Genomic DNA, 17,732 nt, shown 5'->3' on the forward strand with positions numbered 1-17,732 from the left:
CATGCTTGGCCGTCTCGTTGAATGGTCGGTGCGCAACGTCTTCCTGGTGCTGCTGATGGCGCTGGCGATTGTCGCCGGTGGCATCTACGCACTGATGAACACGCCGCTGGACGCACAACCGGATCTGTCGGACGTGCAGGTGATCGTGTTCACGGAGTACCCGGGGCAGGCGCCCCAGGTGGTCGAGGACCAGGTCACCTATCCGCTGACCAGCGCCCTGCTCGCGACGCCGAAGTCGAAGGACGTCCGCGGCTTCTCGTTCTTCGGCGCCTCCTTCATCTACGTCATCTTCGAAGAAGGCACGGACCTGTACTGGGCGCGCTCGCGCGTGCTCGAGAACCTCAACGTCGCGTCGAAAAACCTGCCGGCTGGCGTGGCACCGGCACTGGGACCCGACGCGTCCGGCGTGGGCTGGGTCTACCAGTACGTGCTGCAGAGCGACCGCCACTCGCTGGACGAGCTGCGCGCGATGCAGGACTGGTACCTGCGTTACCAGCTCACCACCGCGCCCGGCGTGGCCGAGGTCGCCAGCGTCGGCGGCTTCGTGCGCCAGTACTCGATCACCGTCGATCCGGTCCGGCTGCGCGAGTTCGACATCCCGATTTCACGCGTGTCCGAGGTGATCGCCGAGAGCAACCGCGACGTCGGCGGCCGCGTGATCGAGATGGCCGAGACCGAGTACATGGTGCGGGGCCGCGGCTACCTGCGCGGTATCGAGGATATCGAGAGCCTGGTTCTGCGCGCCGAAGGGGGCGCACCGGTGCTGATCGGCGACGTCGCCCGGGTCGAACTGGTACCCGATGAGCGCCGTGGCATCGTCGACCTGGACGGCGAAGGCGACGTTGTGGGCGGGATCGTCATTGCGCGCTTCGGCGAAAACGCCCTGGCCGTGATCGGGGGGGTGAAGGACAAGATCGCCCAGCTTGCGAGTGGACTCCCCGAGGGCGTCAGCGTCCAGGCGGTCTACGACCGCTCCGATCTCATCGTGCGCGCGATCAAGACGCTACGCACGACGCTGCTCGAGGAGAGCCTGATCGTCGCACTGGTGTGCCTGGTATTCCTGTTCCATGCGCGCAGCGCGCTGGTCGCGATCGTCATGCTGCCCGTCGGCGTGCTGATCGCGGTGATCGCGATGCGCATGCTGGGCATGAACTCCAACATCATGAGCCTGGGCGGCATCGCGATCTCGATTGGCGTGATGGTCGACGCGGCGATCGTGATGATCGAGAACGCGCACAAGCACATCGAGCGCTCCGACGGCTCCCGCAGCCGGACCCAGCTGATCATCGATGCCTGTCGCGAGGTCGGGCCGGCGCTGTTCTTCAGCCTGATGATCATCACCGTCTCGTTCCTGCCCGTGTTCGCCCTGGAGGCTCAGGAAGGTCGCCTGTTCAAGCCGCTGGCCTTCACCAAGACCTTCGCGATGGCCGGTGGCGCGCTGTTGTCGATCACGCTGGTACCGGTACTCATGCTGCTGTTCGTGCGCGGCAAGATCGTGCCCGAGCACAAGAATCCGGTGAACCGGTTCCTGGTTGCGGCCTATCGGCCGGTGATCAACGTCGTTCTGCGGCATCGCATGGCCACAATCATGTTTGCGTTGGCCGCCCTGTTTGCAAGCCTGTGGCCTGCATCGCGGCTGGGCAGCGAGTTCATGCCAACCCTCAACGAAGGCACGCTGCTGTACATGCCCGCGTCGCTTCCGGGCATGTCGGTGACCAAGGCCTCGGAGCTGCTGCAGCAGCAGGACCGGATCATCAAGGGCTTCCCGGAAGTGGAGTCGGTGTTCGGCAAGGCGGGCCGTGCCCTGACGGCCACCGATCCCGCACCGCTGGAGATGTTCGAGACCGTCATCAACCTCAAGCCCGAGGACGAATGGCGGGACGGCATGACCACCGACAAGCTCATCGCCGAGATGGACGCGGCGCTGAAGTTCCCGGGCGTCGCCAACTCCTGGACGATGCCGATCAAGGCGCGCACCGACATGCTGGCCACCGGCATCCGCACGCCCGTGGGCATCAAACTCTTCGGCACGGACCTTGAGCAACTCGACGCGCTGGCCACCGAGATCGAAGCCGTGGTGCGCGAAGTGCCGGGCACGACCAGCGCGTTCGCCGAACGCCTGACCGGCGCCTACTACCTCGACATCACCCCCGACCTTGGCAGCCTGGCCCAGTACGGCGTCACCCTGGGCGAGGTGCAGAACGTGGTGGCCGCCGCGCTGGGCGGCGAGATCGTCACCACCATCCTCCAGGGCCGCGAACGCTTCAGCGCGATCGTGCGCTATCCCCGCGAACTCCGCGACGATCCGCACCGGATAGGCAGCCAAGTCCTTGTGCCGGTGCCCGGCGGCGCCCAGGTGCCGCTGGGCGAACTGGCGCGGATTGAGGTCAGGAAGGGTGCGCCGAGCATCCGCACCGAGAACGCGATGCTGGCGGCGTACATCTACGTCGACACCCGAGAGAGCGATCTCGGCCGCTACGTGAAGGCTGCGCAGGAAGCGGTCACCGAGCAGGTGCAGTTCCCGCCTGGCTACTACGTGACCTGGAGTGGACAGTACGAATACATGCAACGTGCCGCGGAGAAGATGCGTGTCGTCGTTCCGGTGACGCTGGCGCTGATTTTCCTGCTGCTGTACCTCAACTTCCGCCGTGTCACCGAGTCGCTGATCGTGATGCTGTCGGTGCCCTTCGCACTGGTCGGTGGCATCTGGCTGATGTGGATGCTCGACTACAACACCAGCGTCGCGGTGATCGTGGGCTTCATCGCGCTGGCCGGCGTCGCCGCGGAAACCGGCGTGGTGATGCTGATCTACCTCGACCACGCACTTGAAGCGCGTGCCGCGCAGAGGCAGGCCGAAGGCCGGGCACTGGATTCACGGGACCTGCGCGAGGCCATCATCGAAGGCGCGGTCGACCGCGTGCGCCCGAAGATGATGACCGTGGTCGCGATCATGGCGGGCCTGCTGCCCATCATGTGGAGCAGCGGTACTGGCTCGGAAGTCATGCGCCGAATCGCTGCGCCGATGGTAGGTGGCATGGTGTCTTCGACCATCCTCACCCTGGTCGTGATCCCGGCGCTGTACTCGCTGATCAAGCAGCGGCAGCTGGCCAGGAAGCCGCACCCCTCCTCCGCACTACCCAAGGAGAAGTAGTGATGGGGCCGTTCAACGCAGGCAGGGACCGACGGCTCATGCAACTGTGGCCGCGAACATCCGTCCGTCCACGGCCAATTCGCGCGTTACTGGCTTCGCCCACCGCAAGGCCGGTTGACCTGTGTGCGAGACACAGGTCTAGCCTGATCAACACCTCGCCGGGAGCAAGCCGATGACGACCAAGGAAGAAGTGACGCTGCCGCTGATGACGGTCCGCCAGCTGGCACGGCAGGGCGATGTCACGGTGCATGTGGTGCGCAACTACCTGCGGCGCGGTCTGTTGCAAGCGGCCACGCATACCGAGGGCGGCTACCAGTTGTTCTCCACCTCGGAGCTCCTTCGCCTGCACTTCATTCGCACGGCGCAACACCTTGGCTTCACGCTGGGGGAAATCGAGGAAATCATCCACCACAGCCTGCTGCGACATAGTCCCTGTCCGCTTGTGCGGGACATCATTCGGCGCAGGCTCGACGACACCCGCCAACAACTGGACAGGCTGCTCGCCATGCACGGACGAATGGAGCGTGCCATCCACGCCTGGGCGGAGCTTCCGGACTCCATTCCGACTGGCGATGACGTCTGCGCATTGATCGAATCTGTTGCCGCTGCTGAAGGCGGCGGGTTCGTCAAGTCCACCCCCCGGCGACTTCTTGGACGCCGCCCCACAGAGGAGAATTTGCCATGACAGCCTCCAGTCCTGCCCCCTCAGGCTCCCGACGCTGGGTCTTCTGGATCTTCCTGGCGCTGGCCGTGTTCTATCTCGCCGTCGAGCACCGCGCCCACCTTGGGGGGACGCTTCGCTGGTTGCCCCTGGCCATCCTGCTGCTATGTCCCTTGATGCATGTGTTCATGCACAAGGGGCATGGCGGTCATGGAGGTTCCGGAAGTCATGGGCGCGACGGCAATGCCGACGACACACCCCATGGCCAGCATGAGAGCCGTAGCAAGCGGGCACTGAACGACGAAACGTCCGACACCTCGAACGGAGGGCACTGACATGCAGGCACCCGACTCCGGCTACGGTCTTTGGCTCCTCGCCGCCATCAACGCCGCGTTCTTCATCTTCTTCGCCTGGAGCTTCTACAAACCGCTGACCCGTTGGGACTGGCGTGGGTTCGGTATGTTCTCCGCCTTCGTCGTGGCCCTGTTCGCGGAAATGTATGGCTTCCCGCTGACGCTGTACGTCCTGGGCGGCTGGCTCAGCGCCAACTATCCGCAGGTGGACTGGCTGAGCCATGACGCGGGCCATCTGCTCGAGATGTGGTTCGGCTGGCGCGCCAACCCGCATTTCGGCCCATTCCACATCGCAAGCTTCGTCCTGATCGGCGGCGGCTTCTGGCTGCTGTCGGCCGCCTGGCCGGTGCTGTATCGGGCACAGCGTGAAGGCCGGCTCGCCCGCGAGGGCGTGTATGCGCGCATGCGTCACCCGCAGTACGTCGCCTTCCTGCTCGTGCTGACCGGTTTCCTGCTGCAGTGGCCCACGCTGCTCACGCTCGCCAGCTATCCAGTGCTCGTGTGGGCCTATGCCCGCCTGGCGCGTCGTGAGGAAAAAGACTGCTTGAGCCGCTTCGGCGACGACTACGTCCGCTACATGCAGGAAGTGCCGGCCTTCATCCCGCGACGCCGGCGCGGCCCCGCTCCATCCCAAGGAGAAACCCGATGACGCACGTCCACAAACCCACTGTGCGCACGCGCACCTGGCCCATCGGCGACATGGTGAGTGCCGGCTGCGCGCGCACGCTGGAGAAGGCCGTGGCCGCGCTGCCTGGAGTCAACGCCACCAGCGCGAATTTCGCTACCGCGACCCTGCAGGTGTCCTACGACCCGGCCCGCCTGTCGGCGGGCGCGGTCGCCACCGCGATCCGCGACTGCGGCTTCCAATGCAACGCGCCGATGCCCGATGCCGACCCCGCCGCAGGCGCGCACGCCCATGCTGCGCATGCCGGGCACGGACAGGAATTGGCCGCAGAGCGCCCCGCTGACGCCCACGCCGGCCACGGCGATGACGCCACGGATGCCGGGGGCCACGACGCCCATGCGGGCATGAACCACGGCAGCGATCTGCACGCCGCGGCGCGCGACATGGGCCGCCGCTTCCTGGTCGCCCTCGCCTTCGCGATCCCGGTATTCGTGTGGTCGCCCATGGGCGGGCTGATAGAGCCGCCGCCGGTGCCGTTCGGACTGCGCGAGAACGTCTGGTTGTTCCTGCTGGCGACCGGCGCCGTGCTGTATCCGGGCTGGCCATTCTTCAGCGCCGCGATCCGGTCCCTGCGACGGGGTGTGCTGGACATGGCGGTCCTGGTGCTCCTGAGCGTGGGCACAGGTTACGGTTTCAGCATCGCGTCGACGTTCTTCTTCGACGGGCCGAACTTCTACGAGGCCTCGGCCGTCCTGCTGACCTTCGTCCTGCTTGGCCACTGGCTCGAGATGCGGGCTCGCGCCGGCGCCTCGGACGCCATGAAAGCGCTGCTGAAGCTGTCCCCACCCCGCGCGGTCGTCCGGCGCGAGGGGCAGGAGCTCGACATTCCCACCGCTGAAGTGCTGGTCGGCGAGACCGTGATCGTGCGGCCCGGGGCGAAGATCCCGGTCGATGGCATCGTGACGGAAGGCAGCTCTCAGGTCGACGAATCCATGCTGACCGGCGAGTCGATGCCGGTGCGCAAGGATCCCGGAGAGTCCGTCGTCGGCGGATCGATCAACAAGAGCGGCGCATTCGCCTACACCGCCACCAAGATCGGCAGCGACACGGCACTGGCGCAGATCATCAAGCTGGTCCAGACCGCGCAGAACTCCAAGGCGCCCGCGCAGCTGCTCGCCGACCGCGCCTCGCAATGGCTGGTGCTGGCTGCGATCGTGATCGGGCTGCTGACCTTCGCGGTCTGGTTCTGGTGGCTGGGACAGCCGCTGCTGTTCGCGCTCACGCTGACGATCACCGTCTTCGTCATCGCCTGCCCCGATGCACTCGGTTTGGCCACGCCGATGGCGATCATGATCGGCACTGGCCTGGGGGCACGACACGGCATCCTCTTCAAGCATGCCGAATCGATTGAGAAGAGCGCACGCCTGGACGTGGTGATCTTCGACAAGACCGGCACCCTGACGGTCGGCGCCCCCGAGGTGGTCGACATGGCGGTCGCGCCGGGCTGGACGCAGGAGCGGTTGCTGGCCGCGGCCGCCGCGGTCGAGGCGCACTCCGAGCACCCGCTGGCGCAGGCCATCCTGAAGCGTGCCGGTCCGGTAGCCGAGCGCGCTACCGCGTTCACCAACATCGATGGCCAGGGCGCTACCGGCGTGGTTGACGGGGTGCAGGTGGTGCTGGGCAACCGGATCCTGATGGTCGAGCACGGCATCGACCTCTCGGTATTGGAAGCGGAGGCTGCGCGCCTCACCGGTGCCGGTCGCACGGTGATCTATGCCGGGGTGGGTGACCGGCTCGCAGGCTTCTTCGCGATTGCCGACGCGATCCGGGAGACCTCGCGCGCGGCCATCGACGAATTGCACCGGCGCAACATCAAGGTGGCGATGATCACCGGCGACAACCGCCCCACGGCCGAGCGCGTGGCACAGGACCTGGGAATCGACATCGTGCTGGCCGACGTGCTGCCGGGCGGCAAGGCCGATGAGGTCATCAAGCTGCAGTCGCAGGGCCTCAAGGTCGGCATGGTGGGCGACGGCATCAACGACGCACCGGCGCTCACCCAAGCCGACGTTGGGTTCGCGATCGGCGCCGGCACCGACGTCGCCATCGAGAGTGCCGACATCGTGCTCATGCACAGCGACCCTTATGACGTCGTTCGCGCGACCACCATCGCCCACGCCACTCTGCGCAAGATGCATCAGAATCTGGGCTGGGCCGTGGGCTACAACGTGCTGGCCTTTCCGCTGGCGGCCGGTGTGCTCTATCCGTTCGTGCTGTCGCCAGAAATCGCCGCGCTGTCGATGTCGGGCAGTTCGGTGATCGTCGCCCTCAACGCGTTGCTGCTCAAACGCCTTCCACTGGCGGATGCCGCCACCCCTCGCAGCCCATCTAAGGAGTCCACACCATGAATACGGTCACACACGTCGCCCATTCCAGACCCCGAGGTACCAATCGCAGCCATTGGGTCGCCGCACTGGCCCTCGCGCTCGCGTTCGCATTGCCGGGGGTCGTCTCCGCGAACGAGGGTGGGTTCCGCCACAACGTGTTGATGCGCGGCCAGGTGCTGGAAAAGCAGGACGGAACGCTTGTGGTCTGTGTCGGGCAGGCCGACGGTGCCCAGGTCGGGCAGGTGCTGGACGTGATCCGGCACAAGCGCCGTATCCGGCATTCGCGGGCCGGCGGTCCACGCTACCGCCGCGAGAACGTTGGCCAAGTGCGCATCGTCGAACTGTTCGACAGCCACTACGCGGAGGCTGAAGTGATCTCCGGGAGCCCCAAGGTCAACGACACAGTGGAGCTGATCCGCCCCTGACAGGCGCGCGGGCGATGCAGATGCGCCTCGGCCCTCGCCATGCCCTCCGCAATCACTTCCCTTCCAGGACAGGAGCCACACCATGACAGCGTCTTCCAACCCCACCCTGCAATTCCTCGGTGCCGCGGGCACCGTGACCGGCTCGCGCTACCTGGTCGAGGCCAACGGTCAGCGCGTGCTCGTGGACTGCGGCCTGTTCCAGGGCTACAAGCAATTGCGCGAGCGCAACTGGGCTCCGTTTCCCGTCGAGGCGTCATCAATCGACGCGGTGGTCCTGACCCACGCCCACCTGGACCATTCGGGCTACTTGCCCGCACTGGTCAAACAAGGGTTCCGCGGCCGGATCCACTGCACCCATGGCAGCGTGGCCCTGTGCGGCCTGCTGCTTCCCGACAGCGGACACCTGCTCGAAGAGGAGGCCAAGTACGCGGCCCGCAAGGGGTACTCCAAGCACAAGGAACCACGGCCGCTTTATACCGAGGATGACGCCCGCCGCAGCCTGAAGCAGCTCAAGGGGCATGACTATGGTCGCGACATCGAGGTCGCATCAGGCGTCACGATCCGCTTCCATCCTGCCGGCCACATCCTGGGCGCTGCCCATGTCAGCCTTGACGTCCAGGGCCAGCGCCTGCACTTCAGTGGCGACCTGGGACGGCAGCAGGAGTCGCTGATGAATCCGCCGACGCCCCTGCCCGCCTGTGACGTCCTGGTCTGCGAATCCACATATGGCAATCGGGAACACATTCCGATCGACCAAGAAGCCGAGCTGGCACCGATCATCCGCCGCGTTGCCGCCCGCGGGGGCGTGATCGTCATTCCCGCCTTTGCCATCGGCCGCGCCCAGGCGCTCATGCTGCATATCGCCCGGCTGCGTGAGCGCAAGGACATCCCTCGCGTGCCGGTCTACCTCAACAGCCCGATGGCGATCAACGCGACCCGGCACTACCACGACCACCACTCCGAGCACCACGTGTCCGACGAGGACTGCCAGCGGATGTTCGACGTGGCCACCTTCGTCAACACTGTAGAAGAGTCGAAGGCACTCAACCGCCAGCGCGGGCCGATGATCATCATCTCGGCCAGCGGCATGATCACCGGCGGGCGCGTGCTGCACCACATCGAGGCGTTCGGCCCCGATGACCGCAACGCGATCCTGCTCGCGGGCTACCAGGCCGGAGGAACACGCGGTGCCGCGCTGGCGGCAGGCAAGCGCACGTTGCGCATGTTCGGCCGCGAGGTCCCCATCCGCGCCGAGGTGGTGCAGCTGGAGGGCTTCTCCGGCCACGCCGACGCCGGGGAGCTGCTGGACTGGATGCGCACCGCGCCGTCCGCGCCGCGCATGGTCTACCTCACCCACGGCGAGCCCGACGCTGCAGACACGCTGCGCGGGCGCGTGCAGCGTGAACTGGGCTGGCGTGCGCGCGTGCCGGGGCACCTGGAGCAAGTCGGATTGGAGGATGCGAGATGACCACGCAGGCCCCGGGCCACACCCGCCTGCGCGTCACCCGTGCCGGCATCGACACCTACCAGCAGCCGGTGGTCTATATGCACCGCGACTGCGAGGTCTGTCGCTCGGAAGGCTTTGCCGCGATGACGCGCGTCAGGCTGGACGTGGACGCCCGCACGCTGGTGGCGACGCTGAACGTGGTCATCGACGATCGGCTCGGCCTGGACGAGGTGGCGTTGTCGGAGGCCGCGTGGACGCTCCTCGATCCCGCGCCCGACGCCCTCGCCGGCGTCAGGCACGCGGAACCCGCGGCGTCGGCGGGCGCGCTCCGTGCCAAGGTGTTCGGCGCCCGGTTGGACGACGCGCAGTACTTCGCCCTGGTGCAGGACGTGATGGAAAGCAGGTTGTCGGACCTGGAGCTTGCAGCTTTCGTCACTGCCAGCGCGGGTGACCGCCTGGACCATGCGGAGACGACCGCGCTGACGCGAGCCATGATCTCCGTGGGCCAGCGCCTGGACTGGGGCGAAGGGCCGGTGCTGGACAAACACTGCGTAGGTGGCCTGCCGGGCAATCGCACCACCCCGATCGTGGTGGCCATCGTGGCTGCGCTGGGCTACCGCATCCCGAAGACCTCGTCGCGCGCGATCACGTCGCCCGCGGGCACCGCCGACACCATGGAAGTGATGGCGCCGGTGGCGCTCGACCTGGCGGCGATGCGCCGGGTGGTGGAGCGCGAGGGCGGCTGCATCGTGTGGGGTGGCAACGTGCGCCTGAGCCCGGCCGACGACATCCTGATCCGGGTCCAGCGCCCGCTGGATTTCGACAGCGACGGCCAACTGGTCGCCAGCGTGCTGTCGAAGAAGATAGCCGCGGGCTCCACCCACGTCCTGATCGACATGCCGGTGGGTCCGACGGCCAAGGTGCGAGGTGAGGCCGCGGCCCACAGCCTCGGCACGCGGCTTGCCCACACCGCGGGCGCGCTGGGATTGCAGTTGGGCATCCATCGCTCCGACGGCACCCAGCCGGTGGGTCGGGGAATCGGCCCGGCGCTCGAGGCGCACGACGTGCTCAAGGTGCTGCGCAACGCGGCCGATGCACCCGCCGACCTTCGCGAACGCGCACTTGCGCTGTCCGCGGCGCTGCTGGACATGGCAGCGGGCAGCAACGCCGGCACCGGACTGGAGCGCGCGCGCGGCGTGCTGGATTCCGGGGCGGCGCTGGCCAAGTTCCTGGCGATCTGCGAGGCCCAGGGAGGCTTCCGCGAACCGCCACGGGCGGCGTTCACCGCCGACGTCCCGGCGCCTGCATCGGGCCGCATCGCGGCGATCGACAACCGCAGGCTGGCCAAACTGGCCAAGCTGGCCGGCGCCCCGACATCCCCCACCGCCGGCCTCGAAACCGGTCTGCGGATCGGCGATACGGTCGAGCGCGGACAGCCCATGATGACCCTGCATGCGGAGTCGCCGGGAGAACTGGCCTACGCCCTGGAGCACGCCGCGACGCTGCAACCCTTTGTGCTTGGAGAGGTTCCATGACCCGTGTGCTGATGCCCTTCCCGGCCGATGCAGTGTTGGCCGGCACCATCAACCAGCCCCTGCAGGCGCGCATTGCACCCGTGGCCTGGCGGCACTTCCCCGATGGCGAGTCGCTGGTCACCCTGGACGACGCACTGGACGGCGCCGATGTGGCGATCCTGGCCAGCCTGCGCAACGCCGATGCCCTGGCCCTCCCGCTGCGCTTCGCCGCCCGGACCGCGCGCGAGTTCGGGGCTCGTTCGGTCGGCCTCATCGCACCCTACCTGGGGTATATGCGCCAGGACACCCGCTTCCATCGCGGCGAGGCGGTCAGTACACCGCTGTTTGCGCAATTCCTCGAAGAGGCTTTCGACTGGCTGGTGACCGTGGACCCGCACCTGCACCGCGTCGAGCGCCTGCAGTCGCTCTACCGCATTCCGACGGTCCACGTATCGGCGACGCCGGCCGTGGCCCGCTGGATCGCTGAGACCGTCCCCGACGCTGTGCTGATCGGCCCTGACAGCGAGAGCGAGCAGTGGGTAGCGGACATCGCCGCCCTGTCCGGCATGCCCTACCAAGTGCTGGCCAAGGAGCGGCACGGCGACTACGACGTGCGCGTCAGCCTGCCCGACCCGCAGGCCGTGGCGGGCCGGACCCCGGTCCTGATCGACGACATCGTGTCGTCCGGCCACACCATCCTGGAGACCCTCGCACACCTGCGCCGGTTGTCGTTGCCGCCGCCACTGCTGGTCGCCATCCATCCGGTGTTCGCCGGCGATGCCTATGCCCGCCTGCAGGAAGCAGGTCTGGCCCGCATCGTCAGTACCGACACCATTGCCCACCCGTCGAACGCGATCGCGCTCGGCGCGGACCTCGCTGACGCGGCATCGACCCTGATGTCCGCTTCGGCCGACTCCCCGGAGGACCCATGAACCTGCATCTCAACTGCTGCACCGCCGACCAGCTGTCGGCCGCCGAGCGCCAGCGGACCCTTGAACTCGCCGACGCCCACCGGCGGGCCGATCCCGCGTTTGACCATTGGGCGGCCGGCTACGGCGTGATCCGACATGACCCGCTCACCCAGCTCCGGGTCCGCCAGATGGTGCACGAGCTGGTGGCCCTGGGCCGCACGCCCGATGCCGGCACCGCCTGGCAGCGGCTCGCCGCGGCCGATCGCGTCACCAGCGCCGGCATGTGGCTGGTGGCCCACATGACCTACAGCCAGCGGGTCCGCACCGACGGCGCGACCCTCGAGGCCGATGACTTCAAGGCCACGCCCGAAGGCCACACTGGCGGGTCCCTCAACATGGTGCCGGCCTACGCCGGCTACCTGCTGATGGACGCCCTGGATGGCGTCACCCGCGCATGGATGATGGGCCAGGGGCACTGCGTGGCCGCCATCGACGCGCTGAACGTGCTGGTTGGCAACATGACCGCCCGGCACGCCGAACGTTACGACCGCTCCGACGCGGGGCTGAGCCGGTTCGTCGGCGACTTCTATGCCTACACCCTCAATCCGGACGGAACACCGGCGTCGCCCCTGGGCTCCCACGTCAATGCGCACACCGCCGGGGGCGTGATGGAAGGCGGCTATCTCGGCTTTGCCGAACTGCAGTACGTGCATGCACCGCTCAAGGACGAACGCCTGGTGGCGTTCCTCAGCGACGGTGCGTTCGAGGAACAGCGCGGCAGCGACTGGGCGCCGCGCTGGTGGCGTGCCGAGGACAGCGGGCTGGTCAGCCCGATCATCATCCTCAACGGGCGGCGCATCGAACAGCGCAGCCAGATCGCCCAGCAGGGCGGCGAGCGGTGGCTGGACCGGCACCTGCGATTGAACGGCTTTGATCCGATCGCGCTGGACGGGCGCGATCCGGCCAGCATCGCGTGGGGTATCCATGTGATGGAGTCGCGCCTGCAAGCGGGCGCCGCCGTTCCCGATGCCGACGTGCGGCTGCCCTATGGCATTGCCGAAACCGTGAAGGGCTTCGGATTCCCCGGCGCCGGGACCAACGCCTCGCACAACCTGCCCCTGCCCGGGAATCCGTCGAAGGAGGCCGAGGCACGCGCGCTCTTCAATCAAGGCGCCGCGGCGCTGTTCGTGGCCGCGTCCGAGCTCGAGGAGGCTGTTGCCGCACTCAACAGCCACGACCTCCAGCAGCGCGTGCGCGAGCGCGACCATGCGCTGGCCGATCGCCAGGTGGAACCGCCCCGCGTCCCGGCGATCGCCGACCGCGGCGCCGGCGGCGAGAGCTCGCCGATGACCGCGCTCGACGAGCAGTTCGTCGCCATCGCCGAAGCGAACCCGGGGCTGCGCGTGCGCGTGGGCAATCCTGACGAGCTGCGCAGCAACAAGCTCGATCGCACCCTGGACGCAATGAAGCACCGGGTGCACGAGCCCGAGCCCGGTGTCGCGGAATCGACCACTGGCGCGGTCATCACCGCGCTTAATGAGGAAGCCGTGGTATGCGCCGCGCTCGGCAACAAGGGCGGGCTGAACCTGGTGGTCACCTACGAGGCGTTCGCACCGAAGATGCTTGGCGCCGTGCGCCAGGAATTGATCTTCGCGCGTCACCAGGCACAGGCGGGGCGACCGCCCGGCTGGCTGGGCGTGCCTCTCGTGCTGACCTCGCACACGTGGGAGAACGCGAAGAACGAGCAGTCCCATCAGGATCCGACCATGGCCGAGGCGCTCCTGGGCGAAATGGCCGACATATCGCGCGTGGTGTTTCCCCCGGACGCCAACGGCGCCGCCGCGGCCCTCGCCCACGCCTACGCGCAACGCGGCACGGTCACCACCCTGGTCGTCCCCAAGCGACCGGTGCCGCACGAGCTGACACCGACGCAGGCGCAGGCGCTGGCCACCCAAGGTGCGCTATGCCTGGCCGGCAACCCGGCGACAGCGGCGATCCTGCTGGTCGCCACCGGTGCTTACCAATTGCAGGAAGTGCGCCACGCGCAGGTGCGCCTCGTTGAACGTGGCGTGTCGGCCGCGATCGTCTATCTCGGCGAGCCCGGCCGGTTCCGCACGCCGCGCGATCCGGACGAGGCGCGGTACGTGCACTCCGACAGCGAGGTCCATGCACTGTTCCCGGCGGAACGGCCGCGCATATTCGTCACGCATACGCGGCCCGAGCCCTTCCTGGGCGCGCTGCGCCGGCTCGACACTGGCCCGGCCACGACCGCGGCGCTCGGCTTCGTCAACCGCGGCGGCACGCTGGACGTGCCGGGACTGCTGTTCGCCAACCGCAGCACCTGGGCGCACGTGGTCGATGCGGCCGCGGGCGTCCTCGGCCAGTCCCGGGGCGGCCTGTTGTCGGAAGCGGAGCTGGCGGCAGTGGATGGTCGGGGCGATCCGGCCACGATCCTGCGTCCTGCAAGTGGGTCGACGCCATGAGTTGTCCAACCGGGAGCGCGCGTTGATGGCGGGCACGGTGCGGCGCGGAGGCCAGATTGCCTGGGCGGGACTCAAGCTCGGCGTCGCCGTGCTGCGCCTGCGCCGACGTGCACCCGACCTGCTTCCGGCATACGTCAGCACCACACTGGTGGGGTTGGGCACCACCTTCGTCAAGCTGGGCCAGGGCTTGAGCCTGCGCTGGGACCTGCTGCCGGCGCCCTATCGCGAGGCGCTGTCGCGATTGCACAGCGATGTGCCCCCCTTCCCGGCGGAGGAGGCCATGCGTATCGTCGAACAGGCGTTTGGCGCGCCGGTCGGCGAACTTTTCGCCAGCTTCGATGACAAGCCCCTGGCCGCGGCTTCAGTGGCCCAGATCCATCCAGCGCGCATGCATGATGGTCGCGATGTGGTCGTCAAGATCACCCGCCCCGGGATCCATGCCCAGGTGCAGGCGGATCTGCTGCTCCTGCGGCGCACGATGCGCGTCGCCCAGTGGATCTGGCCGCCACTGAAACGCCACCGGCCGCTCGAACTGGTGGACGAACTAGGCGCATTCCTGCGTGACGAGATCGACATGCGTCACGAGGCGCAGAACATGCGGCGCATGGCCAAGGTGCTGGATGCCCTGCCCGGCATCACCCAGCCGCACGTCGTCGAGCCGTATGCCACCCGCAACGTGCTTGTGCAGGATCGAAGCCACGGGACCCGTCTGGAGGCCGCGTACGGCACAGCGGCCGCTCCCGCACTGGCAAGGGCGCTGCTCGGTGCCTACGTGCATCAGCTCTTCGGCGCCGGCGTCTTCCATGCCGACCCGCACCCGGGGAATCTGTTCTTCTTTGACGACGGTCGCCTGTGCCTGCATGACTTTGGATCGATCGGCGTGCTCGACCCTGCATCCCGGCTCGCGCTCGGCGGCATGGTCGAGGCCATTGCGGCCGACGACGCCGAGGGCGTGCTGGATGCAGCGATCGCCATGGGCTTCTTCCCGTCGCAGGTCGACCGCCGCTCGCATGTGCGCGAGATCCACCTGATCCTGGCCGAGATGGCCAGCCGTCCGCTGGCGCAGTGGTCCATTGCCGAGGCAATCTGGCGCGTGGCACGCATTGGGCAGGGCGCTGGCTTCCGGCTTCCGGCCCACCTGCTGTCCCTGATCCGGACGCTGTTCCTGGTCGAGAACACGCTGCGGGCGCTGGATCCGAATCTGGACCTGCTGGGGACGCTGTCCGCGCAGGCGGCCGCGATCGCCGACATTGCCGAAGCCAGCCGCCCCAGCGGCAACAGGCCGCTTGCCATGCGGCTGGCCCGCACTGCGCGCCAACTGCCACAGATCGCCACCGACCTGTTGCGGCAGGCGCAACTGAGCGACGGACGACCCGCCTTCTCCGTACACCACCATGGCCTGAGTTCCACGCAGGAGGCAATCGCGCGCACGGGCAACCGGCTGGCGTTGGCCCTGGTCACCTTGGGCCTGTACGTAAGCGGTGCGCTGTTGAGCCTGCATTCCGACGGCCCGCAAGTGTTCGGTCACATGCCTTTCCTGGCTATGGTGGCTTTCGCTGCTGCGGGATTGCTCTCACTGCGGCTGGTGATGGCCATCGCCAGATCGGGACACTTGTAACAGAACACTGATCTATCTCCCCGCTGGTGCCCGGCGCATCAGTGCATCCAGGAAGGCAGACCCATGACGCAACACAATCATCATCATCAAGATCATCAGGCGCACGGCGAGCAACCGCCGCATCCCCGCACGGGTGCTGAAGGTGACGTCCATGCCGGGCACGACAAGCATGCCGGCCACAGCGTGGCGAGCTTCCGCGACAAGTTCTGGCTCACGCTGCTGCTGACCATCCCCACTCTGATCTGGAGCGGGATGATCCAGCATTGGTTCGACTACACCGCACCACAGTTCCCGGGGTCGGCGTACATCCCGGCGGTGTTCGGCACGATCGTGTACTTCTACGGCGGCTCGCCGTTCCTCCGCGGCGGATACCACGAGCTGAGAAATCGCCTGCCGGGCATGATGACGCTGATCTCGCTTGCGATCACCGTCGCCTTCCTTTACAGCGCGTTGGTCACGCTCGGCGTTGTCGAGGGCTTGGACCTGTGGTGGGAGCTGGCGACGCTGGTGGCGATCATGTTGCTCGGCCACTGGATCGAGATGCGTTCGATCAACCAGGCACAGGGCGCTCTCAAGGAACTCGCGAAGCTGCTGCCTGATATGGCGGTGCGGTTGGATGAGGCCGGTACCGCGAAGGAAGTCCCTGTCGCGGAACTGAAGCGCGGCGACCTGCTGCTCATCAGGCCCGGCGCGAGCATTCCCGCCGACGGCGTCGTGAAGGAAGGGACCAGCGCCGTCAACGAAGCGATGATCACCGGCGAGTCCAAGCCGATGGACAAGTCGACGGGCGACCGGGTGATCGCCGGCACCGTCAACGGACAGGGCTCGTTGCGTGTCGAGGTGACGGGAACCGGCGACGAGACCGCGCTCGCGGGTATCATGCGGCTCGTCGAGCAGGCCCAGACGTCGCGCTCGCGCGCCCAGGCCCTGGCGGACCGGGCGGCGTTCTACCTCACGATCATCGCCATCGTCTCCGCCGCGGTTACCGCCATTGTCTGGCCACTCCTCGGTCGACCGTGGAGCTTCACGATCGAGCGCGTAGTGACCGTGCTCGTGATCGCCTGTCCCCATGCGCTGGGTTTGGCCATCCCGCTGGTGACCGCCATCTCGACCACGATTGGCGCACGGAACGGCCTGCTCGTGCGCGATCGACGCGGCCTGGAAGAGGCCCGTTTGCTGAACACGGTCGTGTTCGACAAGACAGGCACGCTCACGCTCGGTTCGCACCGCGTCGTGAAGACCACTGCCGCCGATGGACTCACCGACGACGAGGTGCTTCGCGTGGCCGCGTCGGTCCAGCGCGACGCTGAACATCCGATCGCGCAGGCGCTGATGACCAGCGCCAAGGAACATGGCATCGACGTTCCGATGTCGCAGGACTTCGAGTCCATGCCGGGACGCGGCGTGCGCGCAGTCGTCGAGGAGCGCTCGCTTCACGTTGGCGGGCCGGGTCTGTTGAGAATGCTCGCGGTCGAACCGCCGGAGACGCTTCGGCGGGCTGCCGAATCAGCGGCAGCCGATGGTCAATCTGCAACCTACCTGGTGGAAGGCGACCGGGTGCTCGCCGTATTTGCGATCGCGGATGCCATCCGTCCCGAATCGTTCGACGCGGTCAAGCGGCTGCACGACGAAGGACTGGAGGTTGTCCTGCTGACGGGTGATTCCACGGCGGTCGCAAACGCGGTCGCGAAGGAACTCAACATCGACACCGTCTTCGCCGAGGTATTGCCCGAGGACAAGGTGGCAAAGATCGAGGAGCTGCAGGCCCAGGGCAAGCGCGTCGCGATGGTGGGTGACGGTGTCAATGACGCTCCGGCGCTGCTCACGTCCGACGTCGGCATCGCCATCGGCACAGGGACGGACGTCGCGGTCGAGGCCGGCGACGTCGTACTCGTGCGCAGCGACCCGCGCGACGTGCCAGCGATCATCGAATTGAGCAAGGCCACCTATCGCAAGATGATCCAGAACCTGTGGTGGGCCGCCGGCTACAACATCGTCGCCATCCCTCTCGCCGCTGGCGTTCTCGCCGCATGGGGGATCCTGCTGCAACCTGCGCTTGGGGCAGTGCTCATGTCGCTGAGCACCGTCGTTGTGGCAATCAATGCGCAGTTGTTGCGCCGGGCGGTGCGGTCCCCATGAACATGATTCGGGGACACC

12 protein-coding genes are annotated in these 17,732 nt (G+C 67.4%); all 12 read left to right on the forward strand.

Annotation, left to right across the window (positions count from 1 at the left end):
- The first annotated feature begins 1 nt into the window (after position 1).
- The 12 genes from GDJ08_RS01205 (at position 2) to GDJ08_RS01260 (ending at position 17,714) form a co-directional block, all read left to right on the forward strand.
- Entirely contained in the window at positions 2–3,151 is a 3,150-nt protein-coding gene (locus GDJ08_RS01205) for an efflux RND transporter permease subunit (RefSeq protein WP_049404640.1), read from the forward strand.
- A gap of 172 nt (positions 3,152–3,323) precedes the next feature.
- Positions 3,324–3,836 (forward strand): MerR family transcriptional regulator, encoded by a 513-nt coding sequence (locus tag GDJ08_RS01210; protein WP_017357196.1) that lies wholly within the window; start codon positions 3,324–3,326, stop codon positions 3,834–3,836.
- Entirely contained in the window at positions 3,833–4,147 is a 315-nt protein-coding gene (locus GDJ08_RS20300) for a DUF2933 domain-containing protein (RefSeq protein ID WP_065427866.1), read from the forward strand. The genes GDJ08_RS01210 and GDJ08_RS20300 overlap by 4 nt, the downstream gene beginning before the upstream one ends.
- Position 4,148: 1 nt before the next feature.
- Complete coding sequence (locus GDJ08_RS01220) at positions 4,149–4,814, forward strand: methyltransferase family protein (RefSeq protein WP_017357195.1); 666 nt, start codon at positions 4,149–4,151, stop codon at positions 4,812–4,814.
- Entirely contained in the window at positions 4,811–7,198 is a 2,388-nt protein-coding gene (locus GDJ08_RS01225; protein ID WP_049404642.1) for a heavy metal translocating P-type ATPase, read from the forward strand. The genes GDJ08_RS01220 and GDJ08_RS01225 overlap by 4 nt, the downstream gene beginning before the upstream one ends.
- On the forward strand, positions 7,195–7,602 hold the full coding sequence (locus tag GDJ08_RS01230) for a hypothetical protein (RefSeq protein ID WP_049436410.1): 408 nt from the start codon (positions 7,195–7,197) through the stop codon (positions 7,600–7,602). The genes GDJ08_RS01225 and GDJ08_RS01230 overlap by 4 nt, the downstream gene beginning before the upstream one ends.
- Before the next feature lie 82 nt (positions 7,603–7,684).
- Positions 7,685–9,070, forward strand: coding sequence for an MBL fold metallo-hydrolase RNA specificity domain-containing protein (locus tag GDJ08_RS01235; protein ID WP_017357192.1), 1,386 nt, complete (start codon positions 7,685–7,687; stop codon positions 9,068–9,070).
- Complete coding sequence (locus GDJ08_RS01240) at positions 9,067–10,584, forward strand: thymidine phosphorylase family protein (RefSeq protein ID WP_049404647.1); 1,518 nt, start codon at positions 9,067–9,069, stop codon at positions 10,582–10,584. Before GDJ08_RS01235 ends, GDJ08_RS01240 begins: the two co-directional genes overlap by 4 nt.
- Positions 10,581–11,495, forward strand: coding sequence for a ribose-phosphate diphosphokinase (locus GDJ08_RS01245; RefSeq protein WP_017355176.1), 915 nt, complete (start codon positions 10,581–10,583; stop codon positions 11,493–11,495). Before GDJ08_RS01240 ends, GDJ08_RS01245 begins: the two co-directional genes overlap by 4 nt.
- Positions 11,492–13,957 carry a phosphoketolase family protein gene (locus GDJ08_RS01250; protein ID WP_229296418.1) on the forward strand — a complete coding sequence of 822 codons (2,466 nt, stop codon included), beginning with the start codon at positions 11,492–11,494 and terminating at the stop codon, positions 13,955–13,957. The genes GDJ08_RS01245 and GDJ08_RS01250 overlap by 4 nt, the downstream gene beginning before the upstream one ends.
- A gap of 25 nt (positions 13,958–13,982) precedes the next feature.
- The gene (locus tag GDJ08_RS01255) at positions 13,983–15,575 is read left to right on the forward strand and encodes an ABC1 kinase family protein (protein WP_017355174.1); all 1,593 of its coding nucleotides are present in this window, start codon (positions 13,983–13,985) and stop codon (positions 15,573–15,575) included.
- 63 nt (positions 15,576–15,638) lie between these two features.
- Positions 15,639–17,714 (forward strand): heavy metal translocating P-type ATPase, encoded by a 2,076-nt coding sequence (locus GDJ08_RS01260; RefSeq protein WP_082316348.1) that lies wholly within the window; start codon positions 15,639–15,641, stop codon positions 17,712–17,714.
- Positions 17,715–17,732: the final 18 nt, after the last annotated feature.

This window comes from Stenotrophomonas nematodicola (genome assembly GCF_009467805.1).
In the GTDB taxonomy this organism is placed as follows: domain Bacteria; phylum Pseudomonadota; class Gammaproteobacteria; order Xanthomonadales; family Xanthomonadaceae; genus Stenotrophomonas; species Stenotrophomonas nematodicola.